This window comes from Clostridioides sp. ZZV14-6153 (genome assembly GCF_020657855.1).
Classification (GTDB): domain Bacteria; phylum Bacillota; class Clostridia; order Peptostreptococcales; family Peptostreptococcaceae; genus Clostridioides.
Window position 1 is genome coordinate 157002 of the sequence record NZ_JAGWCZ010000008.1, and the last position, 14187, is coordinate 171188.

Annotated in this window: 11 protein-coding genes; 2 read left to right on the forward strand and 9 right to left on the reverse strand. The window is 26.2% G+C overall.

The genetic code is table 11. The features are described 5' to 3' along the window. Window positions 1-6: 6 nt before the first annotated feature. Window positions 7-2181: a molybdopterin-dependent oxidoreductase gene (locus KGF46_RS11845; RefSeq protein WP_227829543.1), complete on the reverse strand. Its 2175-nt coding sequence runs from the start codon at window positions 2179-2181 to the stop codon at window positions 7-9. Between the two features lie 281 nt (window positions 2182-2462). Here KGF46_RS11845 and KGF46_RS11850 point away from each other — a divergent pair, with 281 nt between their 5' ends. Next, window positions 2463-5651, forward strand: a complete 3189-nt coding sequence (locus KGF46_RS11850; RefSeq protein WP_227850127.1) for a DEAD/DEAH box helicase — start codon at window positions 2463-2465, stop codon at window positions 5649-5651. Between the two features lie 148 nt (window positions 5652-5799). Here KGF46_RS11850 and KGF46_RS11855 read toward each other — a convergent pair whose 3' ends face one another. Continuing rightward, window positions 5800-6360: a chromate transporter gene (locus KGF46_RS11855; protein ID WP_227850057.1), complete on the reverse strand. Its 561-nt coding sequence runs from the start codon at window positions 6358-6360 to the stop codon at window positions 5800-5802. Continuing rightward, window positions 6357-6929: a chromate transporter gene (locus KGF46_RS11860; protein ID WP_227829545.1), complete on the reverse strand. Its 573-nt coding sequence runs from the start codon at window positions 6927-6929 to the stop codon at window positions 6357-6359. The genes KGF46_RS11855 and KGF46_RS11860 overlap by 4 nt, the downstream gene beginning before the upstream one ends. Window positions 6930-7042: 113 nt before the next feature. On the opposite strand from KGF46_RS11860, the gene KGF46_RS11865 reads away from it, so the two are divergent. Continuing rightward, window positions 7043-7900 (forward strand): LysR family transcriptional regulator, encoded by an 858-nt coding sequence (locus KGF46_RS11865; protein ID WP_227850058.1) that lies wholly within the window; start codon window positions 7043-7045, stop codon window positions 7898-7900. A gap of 130 nt (window positions 7901-8030) precedes the next feature. Here the strand turns inward: KGF46_RS11865 and KGF46_RS11870 are convergent, their stop codons facing one another. From KGF46_RS11870 to KGF46_RS11895, 6 genes are all read right to left on the reverse strand, one after another. Further along, entirely contained in the window at window positions 8031-8795 is a 765-nt protein-coding gene (locus KGF46_RS11870; protein ID WP_227850059.1) for an alpha/beta fold hydrolase, read from the reverse strand. 153 nt (window positions 8796-8948) lie between these two features. Then, window positions 8949-9644, reverse strand: a complete 696-nt coding sequence (locus KGF46_RS11875) for a DinB family protein (protein ID WP_227850060.1) — start codon at window positions 9642-9644, stop codon at window positions 8949-8951. A 42-nt stretch (window positions 9645-9686) separates the two neighbouring features. Further along, the gene (locus KGF46_RS11880) at window positions 9687-11180 is read right to left on the reverse strand and encodes a DEAD/DEAH box helicase (RefSeq protein ID WP_227850061.1); all 1494 of its coding nucleotides are present in this window, start codon (window positions 11178-11180) and stop codon (window positions 9687-9689) included. A gap of 350 nt (window positions 11181-11530) precedes the next feature. Then, window positions 11531-12073 carry an N-acetylmuramoyl-L-alanine amidase gene (locus KGF46_RS11885; protein WP_227829550.1) on the reverse strand — a complete coding sequence of 181 codons (543 nt, stop codon included), beginning with the start codon at window positions 12071-12073 and terminating at the stop codon, window positions 11531-11533. A 472-nt stretch (window positions 12074-12545) separates the two neighbouring features. Beyond that, entirely contained in the window at window positions 12546-13559 is a 1014-nt protein-coding gene (locus KGF46_RS11890; protein WP_227829551.1) for a DUF11 domain-containing protein, read from the reverse strand. 27 nt (window positions 13560-13586) lie between these two features. Next, on the reverse strand, window positions 13587-14084 hold the full coding sequence (locus KGF46_RS11895) for an SPOCS domain-containing protein (RefSeq protein WP_227829552.1): 498 nt from the start codon (window positions 14082-14084) through the stop codon (window positions 13587-13589). Between the last annotated feature and the right edge of the window lie 103 nt (window positions 14085-14187).

Here is a 14187-nt window from a genome sequence, read left to right on the forward strand (position 1 = left end):
CTCCAATTATTTATTCACTTTTTCAATCTTACACTTACAACTTCTATATGCAGGGAATCCACTATAAGGGTCAAAATTATCACAGATGATACTATTTACATCAGCTTCTCTATATCCATGATACATATGTATGTTTTTATATAAAACTCTATCAGTAACATTGACCTTTACATTCAAACTTCCTATTTTAGTAGTTATTTTTACATAATCTCCATTATTAATACCTAAGTCTTTTGCATCTAAACTAGAAATGTCACAACTAGCCTCATTTTTTAATATTCTTGAAAGCTTAACATCATGAAGTCTTGAGTGTAATGCATTTGGAATTCTTGCCCCTGATGTTAATAGGTAAGTATACTCATCTATATCATCATTAAATTCTTTGTATGTTGGTAATGCGTCTAATCCAAAATCTTTATATTTCTCAATAATTGTAGATTTTAATTCAAACTTAGATGTACTAGTGTCATATCCTTCTCTTGTATATGAACCTACTTCATATGGTTTAAAATCTTTACATTTCAATGGCAAATCACTTTCTTTAAGCTCATCTACAGCTACACAAGTTCCTTTAAACATGTATCTTATACTTGCTTCATAGCCTGCTTTTAACAAATCATCCTCTATTCCCATAACATTTGCTAAGTCAGAAAGTATTTCTACATCTGATTTTGAATCATATAATGTATCAATTACTTTTTTCGTATATGTAATATACCCACCTGGATAACTCTTACATTCTTCTCTTTCAAAAGATGTGCATGCAGGTAAAAGTATATCTGCATATTTTGATGCATCTGTCATAAATAAATCTATATTGACAAAGAAATCTACAGTGTTTAGTGCGTTAAAAAGCCTTCCTGAATTAGGAAACATTCTAGCATTTATACCATGACAAAACAATGCTTTTATTTCATAAGGTGTCTTTTCTTCTATTTGTCGAGTTAAATCCATAGCTTGAAATTGAGTTACCATTTCATTCCAAAGAGGAAATCGTTCCCCACCAATTCTTTCATTTATATTTTTAGGTAGAGCTTCTTTTACAAACTCTTTTTCTAATGTTTGAAATCCTCCTGCCTTACCAGCAAAATAATCTTGTTTTGGTATGTTACCTCCAATTTTATCATAATTACCTGTTATAGCAGATAGAGACATCATTGCCCTATAATTTTGAAATCCATTTTGGTGATGAACTACTGGAGCAGCACTTTCATTTATACAAAATGGACCTTGCGATAACATCTCTACAGCTTTTACTATATCACCTTTAGAAACCCCTGTAACTTTGCTGACAGTATCTAAATCAAATAATTTTACGTATTCCTTGTATTCATCAAATCCATGTACATGTTTTTCTATGTATTCTTTATCTATCAAATCTTTTTCTATAAATAAATTAGCCATTCCAAGGGCTAAAGCTCCATCAGTACCAGGCTTAACTCTCAAATGCAAATCTGCTATTTTTTGAGTTGTTGGTGTTATCCTAGGGTCTACAATTATAAATTTTAAACCTTTGTCCTTTAGTTTACTTAGATTTACGCTATTTAAAAATTTAGAGTAGTATGGATTAAATCCCCAACCTAAATAAGTCTTTGCATTTTCCATATCCTGCATTGTAAAACTTCTTCCAGTTGCAACATTTCCAGCCATTTGTGCTGATGTTGAACATGAGCTTGATTCTGTACCATAATTAGGAGAGCCAAATGAAGATGCAAACCTTTGTAAAAACGGTCTATACCACTTTCCATACCCCGTAAAAAATGCTACATGTTTTGCTCCATATTCGTCTTTTATTTTATTTAATTTTTCCCCTATTTCACTATAAGCCTTTTCCCATGATATTGGCTTAAACTTTCCTTCACCTCTTTTTCCAATCCTCTTCAGTGGTGTTTTTATTCTATCTTCTCTATACATATATTCTCTATTACAAAGACCTTTTGTACACAACAACCCTCTGTTCATTGGATGCTCTTTTGTACCTTCTATTTTTATTACTTTACCATCTTTGACATATGCATCAATTCCACAATGAATTCCTGGAGAACAAATATCACATAAAGTTCTCTTTATTTCTATTCCTGTTTCTTTGCATGGTATCTTAGCCTTAATCAATTTATAACTATCCATATCAATATTTTCCTTTCCCAATGATAAATATAAAACACTATAATTATTATACATTCTTTTAATTTTATATATCACATTTTTAATTTTATATATTATAAATTTAAAATATATTTTTAATAATTAAATTTTATATACGTTAATAAGCTACTTAAATCATTATTTTTCACTCCTAGTTTACAGGATATTACAATAAAAATCTAATAGTAAATTGTTATTTATATATATTTTGCAATAGATAAAAACTATTTATATATGCTTTAATTTAAACACTGTATTTAGAGTGTAAATTGAATAGATTTAGATTATAATATATACAGTGAGGTAAGGTGAATAAGATGAAAATAGATATGATATATAAATTAATCAAAAGAAATACAGAACCATCAAGATGGTCAAGAGGTATAAAATACTATAATAATCAATTAGTTGATTATATAGACATTGATATTGATGACTTACAAAATAACTTGCTAACATTTCGTGGTGGAGTCAATTCTGAGGATAATTATAGCTTTTATTTTAATTCAATAACAATAGATATAAAACACTTTAAAATAATTGAAAGTGACTGTAGCTGTGTTGATTGTCAATCAAATATTACAAATCGAAGCATCTTTATATGTAAACATCTAGTTGCTATCGTGATAAAAAGCCTAAAGCAAATAAAAAGTAAAAATGACATTCCTCCTGTTCTAATAGACATATTAGATGAGGATAAAGATAAACTTTCTAAGACTGATTCTAAAGTCAGCTTGGATTTAAGTAAACAACTACTTTCTTTTTTTAATGATACTAAAAAAGAAAGAGTCAATTTAGATGTATTATTAAGCATTGATTCAAATAAAGCAATTGCTGAGTTTAAAATTGGAATCAATAAAATGTATGTTTTAAAAAATATTACTGAATTTGCATATTCAAAACTTAATGGATATGAATTAGAGTTTGGAAAAAAATTTATTTATAATCCTAATATCCATTATTTTGCTGATGAAGATGAGCAGTTGATAGATATGATAGAAGAATATGGAACAAATCTTTCATATAATTTTTCTTCATCATATTCAAAAAAGTTCATGGAAATAAATATGAGTTCTCTGAAACAATTTTTGAATGCTCTTAAATACAAGGATTTTACTCTTATTTTTTCTAAAGAAGAATATCATCCAAAAGTATTAAGTGATATTTTACCAATAAAATTTAATTTTAAAAATATAGAAGATAAAATTGTCTTATCTTCCAAAGACTTACTACCTGTTCCACTTACTAGAAAGAATGATGTACTTTTATATGACAATAATATCTACTTATTGTCTCATAAAAAGGCTCGCGATTATTCAAAAATCTATCAAGTATTATCAAAATCTAAAGAATTAAAATTTGATAAAGAAGACTCTAAAGATGTTTTAGGTCTATTAGTTCCTAAATTAAAGTCAATATCCAAAGAAGTTTATTTGGATGAAAACATAAAAAATAATATCGCAAACGATTTTGAAACAGAGTTTTACTTTGATATAATTGATGGCAATGTATGTTGCGACATAAAGTATATCTATGATGATGAAGATGGTAAAAAATTTATACTTCCTAACATACAAAAAGAGGCTAAAATTGAAAATAAAATGCTTTCTTCACAATTTGTAAAAGAAAATAACAGATATACATTTAAAGGAACTGACTATGACCTATTTACATTTTTAGATTTACAGTTAGAACCTTTAAAGGAATTTGGAGATATCTATTATTCTGAGAAGTTTAAATTGAAGAAAATATATAATTCTTCATCAATTCAAGCTTCAATTAATCAAACTAATCAAAATTATCTAGAATTTAATTTTAATATATCTGATATAAATCCAAAAGAGTACAAAGATATTCTAAAAGCTCTCCAAGAAAAACGTACTTTTTATAAACTAAAAGATGGAAGTTTTATAGACTTATCAGAAAAAGAAACTAAAGACTTTTTTGAACTGGTTGAAAATTTGGATGTAATTGATAAATCAAAAGATAATAAAATTCATAATAATAAAGCTCTGTATATAAATGAAATGATAAAAGGTAAAAACTTAAAATTTATAAATGGTGAAAAAGAATTAGAAAATACATGTGAAAAATTTAGAAATTTTAATGTTATAAGTCCAGAAATTCCAAGTAATTTAAAAGCAAATCTACGTGACTACCAAATAAATGGTTTTAATTGGTTTAAAGTTTTAGATTTTTATAAATTTGGTGGTATATTAGCTGATGAAATGGGACTTGGAAAAACAATACAAACTATTACATTTTTATTATCTGTGTCCAGTAAAAAAAGTATTATTGTTACGCCAACATCACTTATTTATAATTGGAAAAATGAATTTGAAAAATTTGCTCCAGATATAAAAGTTCTATTGATACATGGAAATAAAAAAGATAGAGAAAAGTGTTTTAGAGAAATAAACAATTTTAATGTAGTCCTTACAACATATGGTACTCTCAGAAATGACTTAGAAAGATATAGTGAAATAGTTTTTGATTATTGTGTAATAGATGAGGCTCAAAACATTAAAAATCCAGTGGCTTTAGTAACAGAAGCTGTAAAAAATATAAATGCCAAAAATAAGTTTGCACTTACTGGTACACCTATGGAAAACAATTTATTAGAGTTATGGTCTATATTTGATTTTATAATGCCTGGATATTTATATAGTAGAGGAAAATTTCAAGAGTTATTTATAAATAAAGAAGATAATGTTGAAAATTTAAAAAGACTTATAAAACCTTTTATTCTTAGAAGAAGTAAAAAAGAAGTAATGAAAGAACTGCCAGATAAGATTGAGAAAAACTTTTTTGTTGAATTAAATAAGGAGCAGAAAAAAATATATAGTGTATATGCAAAAGATATACAAGATAAAATGAAAGATAAGAATCTTAAGAAAGATAAAATAGTTATTTTCTCTTATTTAACTAAACTAAGACAACTTTGTTTGGACCCAAGTATAGTGGTAAAAGATTATAATAAAAAAAGTTCAAAAATAGAAACGTGTCTAGAAATACTTAGAGATAGTATAAATGAAAATCACAAGATATTATTATTTTCGCAATTTACATCTGTCCTTAAAAACATAGGCAAGGAACTTGATAAGTGTAAAATTGCATATCACTATATAGATGGTAAAACTAGTGCTAAAGAAAGGCTTGAACTTGTAGATGAATTTAATAAGAGTACTGACAAAAAAGTTTTTTTAATATCTTTAAAGGCAGGTGGGACAGGATTAAATCTTACAACTGCTGATATTGTAATTCACTTTGACCCATGGTGGAATCCATCAGTAGAAAATCAAGCTAGTGACAGAGCTCATAGATTTGGTCAAAAAAATGTAGTACAAGTTATAAAGTTAATTGCTAAAGGCACCATAGAAGAAAAGATAATAAAATTACAAGAAAGTAAAAAAGAGCTTATAAATCAATTTATAAATGGAGAACTTTCTAATGAAGGTGTATTAAGAAGTTTATCTGATAATGAGATAATGGACTTGTTTAATTGAAAGTGAGATATATGGCAAGTAAAAATAAAATACTACTATGTTATTTATAATTGATAAACAGGAGTTTCCTAAAATATAGGAGACTCCATAATATCTTAAACTTTTCACATTATATGTAAACCTTTCTTTACCTATATATTGACCTTCTTTACAAATATACAATTAATCCAAACAATCCACATAATACCATCATAAGTATAGGTCCAATCTTATATTTTCGTAAACAGTACAGTGAACAACAAAATAAAATAACAGCTACAATATCTATGTTTTTGAAAATATTGGTAGTATAATAATTTGAAGAACCAAAAAATGTCAACAATATAATTGTAAATCCTGCTGAGATGATTAATCCTAAAGATGATGCTTTTAGTCCATTTAAAATTTCAAAAACAAATTTCGAATTCCTATATTTCTTAAAAAATTCATATAAAAATATAGAAATAATTATTCCTGATATTATACAGCCAACTGTTGCTGATATAGCACCCTCAATTCCTGCCACTTGCATACCAACAAAGGTAGAAGTATTAACAGCTAATGGGCCAGGAGTCATTTGAGAAATTGTGATAATATCAGTAAAAACCTTTTGTGTTATCCATCCTTGCTTAAAAACTACCTGTTCCTGTATAAGTGGAATAATAGCATAACCACCACCTATACTAAACATTCCTATTTTCAAAAACGTAAAGAATAAATTTATAATCATATACTCCCCTCCTTTTTTCGAAGTTGAATATATATAGCAAACAAAGAAATCAAACAACTTAAAAGTAATACGAGTATTACATTAATTTTAAGGAAAGTACAAGCAATAAATGAAAATGGTACTAATAGATTTAATAGCATTGATTTCTCATTAAGAATCATTTTATACATATCTATAGTCAAATCTACAATCAATGCAGCAACACATGCTTGCATACCTTTTAAGATTGCAATTATATAAATATTTGAAGAAAACGCAACATACCACCTTGAAACAAGACCTAAAATTACTATAGGAGGTATAATTGAACAAATACAACTGATAATTACTCCTATAAATCCAGCTGTTCTTTTACCTGCTAAAATGCTTAAGTTAATTGCAATTGCTCCAGGTGAAGATTGAGCAATCGTAGCCATTTCCATAAGCTCTGATTCACTAAATATTTTTTTATCCATAACATAGTACTTTTTTATCATGGGAACAACAACATATCCTCCACCAAAAGTAAAGGCACTTATAAATAAATTTATATAGCAAAGCCATAAATACAATTTAATATTTTTTCTCATAATATTCCTTTCTATGTGCACATGGACATATTATAAATGTTGTACTGCTATTTGTAAAATGATAAAATATTGTTGCAGACATGAATTTAATTCATGAGTAAAGGAGTCTGATTATGAATTTTAAACATTGCATTATTTTTAGAGAAGTTGCAAAAGTAGAAAATTTTACTAAAGCTGCAAATAATTTATTTATTACACAATCAGCAGTTTCTCATGCAATAAGAGAACTTGAGAATGAAGCTGAAACCAAATTATTTGAGCGATTACATAAAAGTGTTAAATTAACAAAAACTGGAGAACTTCTTTTACAAGAAATTTTACCAATACTTGAAAATTTAGAAAATGTTGAATCAAGAATTAAAAACTTAGAGTATGAAACTCCCATACATATTGCTTCTTGTATTACGTTTGCTCAAATATGGCTTCCTCAGTTAATAAGGAAATTTCAGGAAATATCTCCAAATACTAAGATTAACGTTGAAGTCCATAGTGCATTAAAAGCATTAAAATTATTGAAACAAGGAAAGGTTGATATAGCTTTTATTGAAGGGAAAATCATACAAGGCTCATTAGAAATAAGGAAATTTTCTTCTTATGAATTATGCATTGTATCTTCACCAAGTTATTGTAGTACTGCCGAATTAAGTTTATCTCAACTATTGGGTATGGATTTACTATTACGAGAAAGAGGAAGTGCTGTACGCGAAACTTTTGAATCAGCTGTAACCTTGCAAGGTTACAAAGTACATGCAAGCTGGGAAAGTGTAGATTCACAATCCCTAATAGAAGCTACTAAAAATAGTTTAGGTGTTTCAATTCTTCCTAAAATTCTAGTTGAGCAAGAAATAGAAAAAGGAAACCTCATGCAGATATTCATTCCTGATTTTAAACTTTTTAATGATATTACTGTAGTAATAAATAAAAATAAGTATAAATCTGCCTCATTAGAAAAGCTATGTCAATTGATTTAGCATTTAAAAGGATACTTGATAAATTCTCTATGAAATAATCAAGTATCCTTTTTATAGGCAATATTTATTACTTTTTATAAGTCTCTTTTCCAATGTTTGTTACACATTCTTATGTACAAAGATTTTTAAATTACTTCTTTAAAAATTCTTTAGCTATTTTTGAGAAATCAAGACCATTTGATAAAATTGCAGGATGTCCACCTTTATTAAACACATGTATTTTCCCATTTTTAATCTTTTTAAGAAGTGAAGAAAATGTATTCTCATAAAAATCAAAAGACACTAAAGATACAAATTCATCTTCTTTACTTCCTGTTAAAAGCACATCTGGTTGCATAGTTTCTAGGGGCTTATGAAAAAATTTACCTATAGTTTTATAATGTTCAAAAATAGCTTCTGTATCATTATCTACTACTTGCTCCCAATTTTCGCCTTGATTGTAAATATAAAAAGCTTTTGCATCATCATCTTGCTTTGATGCTTCACGCTCTAATTTTACATTTTGCACAAATGACTCTAGAGGAACCTCTCCTTCAAAACTATCTGCAATTACCTTATTCACTAAATCAGGTCTTTCAAGTGCAACATTTAATGCAACAAGAGCTCCTCCACTACTACCAATTATATTTACTTTTTTATAGTTCATCTTTTCTAAAAAACATATAACTTGCATAGCTTCATCAAACCATAAATCGACAGAAAACTTATCAACCATTTGAGATTTGCCATGACCCACAAAATCAATTAATATTACTTTATATTCATCTTTATAAAAATCTATTATATTCTCAAACATCTTAGAAGAAGCTGTATTTCCATGTAAAAAAAGTAATGGCGTACCATCTCCAATTTCATTATAGTAGCACTGTTTGTTATTATAGTTAAAATATGCCATATATTTCCCCCTTTAATATTTCTATAAATATATATTTACAACTTACATTTAAAATAACTATTGTCATAAACACTTAAAAATAGTATAGCTTAGAGTATAGCTAAAATCAATAATACCTTTAGTTGATTTGTTATTTACTTAATTTATTGTAATTTAACTTCTGTAAAGTTTCTTTTTTGTACGAAAATGTTCTTTCCATTTGCAACAATCATTCAAGTGAAGTATAACATGGCGAGTAGGAGGCATAAGCAAAATGCCAGCAATATCTTTATTCCCCCAAAAGTCCAGCAACCAAATAGAATCTCCATGCTTTGTTACTCCACCAGTTACCAAAATCCTTTCTAAATCAATTGGAGAAACCTTTCGCTTCATATCTTCAGATTTCAACTTCTTAATAACCTCTCTTGTGTTTTTTGCAACTTCATTTCGATAGCAAAGCAATTCATCAATATTGATACTTTTACTTAAATTCATAATTTCATTATCAGAGAGAGTATTTCCTGTATCTGTAATGAAAACATTCAATCTCTCTTTCCATTGTTCATTAAAAATTTGTTCTTTTTGGGCAACCAGTACATTTACTGTTAAATCTTCAATCCTTGCAATATGCCACAAAACCCACGCAATAGTTTCGTCCTTACTTGTTGGCATAATAGCATATTCATTTCTGTTTAAGTCATAAATAAGCTTGTCCACTTCATTTTTTTCTGTATTTGATATTTCTGAGAGATGTAATTTTGAATGAATTTCCAAAAATAGTGCTTTCGCCTGTTCTATTTTTTCTTCTTTACGTATGATTTTATTTAATTCTTTGTGTACTTCACTTAACCCATTTCCAAAATATTTCATAATAATACCTCTTAATCAAATTCTTTTTTCTATTACACTGAATTATCGTATATCTCTTTTCACCTTAACCATTTTTTTCTTTATAGGTATCTCCTTATATTTTTTTAATATTAAATCTCCCTTGTGATTTAATATATCTATATATGAACATAAATCTTTAACTTCGATTACACCTATATCATCATTAGTAATACCTTTTATATTGCTAAATGCTCCAACTATATCTAAGACCCTTATTTTCTTCTTTTTACCAGCATTTAAATATAATCTAACAACTTCATTTTCTAGATTTAGTTTTATACATTTACTTTTGTGTGGATTTTTATCCATTTTTTTTCTTTTCGATACTTCTTTCAAAATTTCTTTTGAATATTCTTCAAATAAAACTTTACCCTGTATAATACTACTTTGTTCTATATTAGTTAACTCATTTATTTTATATCCTACATATGTTTCTATATTCTCTATATATTTTTCATCCTTTTCATCCACTATAGTAATAGCTTTTCCACTATTTCCTTTTCTCCCAGTCCTACCTATTCTATGTATATAGTTTTCCTTATCTTGTGGTACATCATAATTTATAACTAAAGAAATATCATCAATATGTATTCCTCTAGATGCTACATCACTACTAACTAATACATTAAACTTTATATTTTTAAAATCCTTAATCACAAATATTCTTTTTTCTTGGGATAAATCTGCATGTAACTCTCTTACCAAAAAACCTTCCTTACTCATTTTGTTATATAATTTAGATACTTTTTCTTTAGTATTACAAAATATTATTACACTTCTTGGATTTTCACTGTATATTAATTCTTTTAAAACTATATACTTATTTCTTTCCTTTGACTTGATTATTTTATCATCTATTTGTCTTAATCCTTCATTAGTATTACTTTCATTTCCTTCTACATTTATAATACTATAATCTGGCATATATTTTTCACATATATATTCTATCTCTTCACCTATCGTAGCTGAAAAAAGACCTAACGTTCTCTCTTTCGGTATATTGGTTAATATTGTTTCCATTTGTTCAAGAAAACCTTTGTTAAACATTTTATCAGCTTCATCTATTATTAAATACTTCATTTTTTCTAAATTAATAGTACCTCTATTTATATGGTCAATTATTCTACCTGGAGTAGCTACAACGATATGAACCCTTTGTTTTAACTCAGCTATTTGTTCTTTTATAGATTGTCTACCAAATATAGCACTACATCTCACCTTCTTTAACCTTCCTATATCTGATATTTCATCTTTTACCTGTAGTGCTAATTCTCTCGTTGGTACTACTATAAGTGCTTGAATATTATTATACTCTATATCAATATTTTCACATATAGGTATTGCAAAACTTGCTGTTTTCCCACTTCCTGTTTTTGATTTTACTGCTATATTTTTATTATTTAACAATTCTGGAATAACCTCTATTTGTACCTTAGAAGGCACATTATATTCTAAATTTTTTAATGACTTAAGTATCTTTTTATCTAATTTAAAACTTTCGAATGTATATTTCATATGTTACCACCTTACTATATTTATTTTCATCTTATCAATTATATTTTTCTCCATTCTATTATTATAATGTAAGATGTCAATATTTTTATAGTTTTTATTATCCTATATATATAGATTTTCGCAACAAAAAATTATAAACTAGTCCTTAAATCAAAATAAAATCTTACAAAAAAATACCCCTTATTAACATTGATAAATCAATATTTTCAAGGGGTATTTTTTTAGATAATTTAATCGACTTAAATAGACTGAATTAGTATACTTTTTAGGTTTAATTTATATTTCTAGACATTGTTTCAATTTATATCTAAGATTAAAAGGTATTAATCAATACCTAAATTACCATAATCTCACATACCTATATCTTTATTCAAAATACCTTCTGTTATTAATCGTGCTATATAGTCATAACCTGCTTCATTGGCTTTATTACAATCATCCATATTATCACAGAAAAAACTTTCAATTTGTATTGCAACTGGATTGGTGTTTCTCAATATATATAAATTTTCTCTTTTTTTAGCTCCTCTATTTTCAAATAGTTCCCCAAGTTTATTAGATACTCTTTTAGCATATTCTAATCCTTCATTACCATAATAAAGTACTTCTGCACCAAAGCTTTTTCCATCACTTTTATTTAAATGTAGCTCTACTAGTAAATCATATTTGCCACTATTTATTTTTGGAACTCTATAAAAAAACTCTTCCTTTTCTGCTACAAAATGTCTTTCTGGACAAATTATTACATCTACTGCATTACCTTGACTTATAAGCATCTCTGCTAGCATAGGAGCTAATTTTTTATTATAACTATACTCATCAACTATTGCATTTACACCTGTACTTTTTCCACCTTTTAGTATACTATGACCTACTGTTATGCATATTTTCATTTACTTTTTGTCACCTTCTTTTAAAGCTAAAATTTATATAATAGTAATATGATTTTAAAGTTATTACTAGTAATAATATATTAATTGAAGATGGCAAAAGTTCTCATAACTTATCATTTTTTTAACATATTTGTCTTATTTTAGCGTAAATCTAGATGCTTAATTTTATTTATTACAGATATATTGTAAGCTAAAAGTTCCTCAAGAATCACAAATTTCTTATCTCTAACTTTGCTAACACTTTTATTCTTAAACTATATACTTGTCATTATAATATTAGAATAAATTGTTTGGTAAGAGGTGATTATTAAGGATTTATAATCGATTTATAAGTCATAAATACTTGATAATTGATTTTTTATAATTGACACCGTTTTAACACAATTATCACCTTATATCTAATCTATAATAATATTTGTATACATTAAACTATATAGTTACTTTAGTAATTTTAAATTTTATGTACAACTAATTAATAGTATAATAGAAGTGATGTATTTATAAATAATTCACCATTATTCAGTTCATTTATTGATACATGTTCAGTTTTTATATTTATACTTTTTACATCTTCATAAACTATTCCAACAGGTGAACAAATAGAGCAAGAGAAACCAAAAGTTTTAGTTACTTTTTTAATTTTGTTAGTATTAATATTAATTTGATTTTTGTAATTTTTTATATTTTCATTAGCCATTTTTATATTACTTCTATAGTCCTTATCTTCTTGAGTGTCATCAATATTATCTGATTTATTTACTGATTTAAATCTACTATGATTTCTACAACTATAATCCATTTCAAACTCTATACTTCCAACAATTATTAAATTACATAGTTTTAAATTTTTTTCTTTATTTATAGGATTTTTTATAAGTTTTACATCGAGTATTTTGCTATTTGTATTCACTTTTAATATATCTTTTAGATTTTTAGGTGCTTTTAAAGTATTACTTATATTTAATTGTTTAAATACAGCTTTTTTAATACTTGTATAAACACAATTACTTTCTATTGATATTTTCATTGGAAATTTTTCCATATCATACTTATAATAATAATATATATTAGCGTGGTTTTCTATAACCCTGCATGCTGAATTTGCTAATACTATACTTTTAAAAGATATTATTTTTTTACAATTTCCATTTATCTTACCTATGTAAAAACCTTGTTGTGGATTTAATTCACCTTTTTTGATACCATTAACTTCTACAGTATTATTTATAAACTTTATGTATTTAGAAATATAATCTTTAAAAAATATATTCCCAGTTTTGCGATTACTTATATTTGTAACAACAATAGTATATGTTAAAATATCAAATACAGATGCATATTCTTTATCAACATATTTTTCTACCTTTAAAATATTTCCACTGATATCATTTGAAATAATATTACTAAAAGTAGTTTTTGTTATTATAGGGCTTCTAGATAATAACTTATAACTAAAATTTTCCCCATATTCATTGATACCTCTCATTGCACCCACCTTTCTATAATTTAAACATTATCTTATTTTAAAATTATTGTCATAACTTATAATTGTAGTTACACTTATAAATAAATTATTTTCATCTAAAATAGATGATGTTATATCTTGTATAATATACTTTAAATTAATTTTATCGTTATTTTTAATTCCTCTAGGCATTTGTATAAATGTACTAAAAGGTATTTTTAATTCAAGTATATTTTTCTTTGTAGGATTCCTATTTCTTTTAGCATTACTTATGTTTTCTAACCTTATATTAGCATTTATATCACCAACTAAAATTAACTTTTTACCCGTCATCTGCTCATCCTCTAATGACATACATTCTATTGTATCAATCAATTTTATATCGTGGATATTCATGCCACAAACAGATGTGTCTAATAAACTTACTCCAGATTTTTTAGAAGCTAGCTTAAAATTTTTATATGTATTAAATTGAGAAAAGTAAAATGTATTTTCTAGACTTTCACATTCTTCCAGATTATATATAACCTTATCTTTTTCATACATGATTTCATCAATCTCCCTATATCTATATATTAATACTATTCATTATAACTATTTCAAATTACTATTTTTAATTTAGTATCAAAGAAATATCGCTATTCATAAG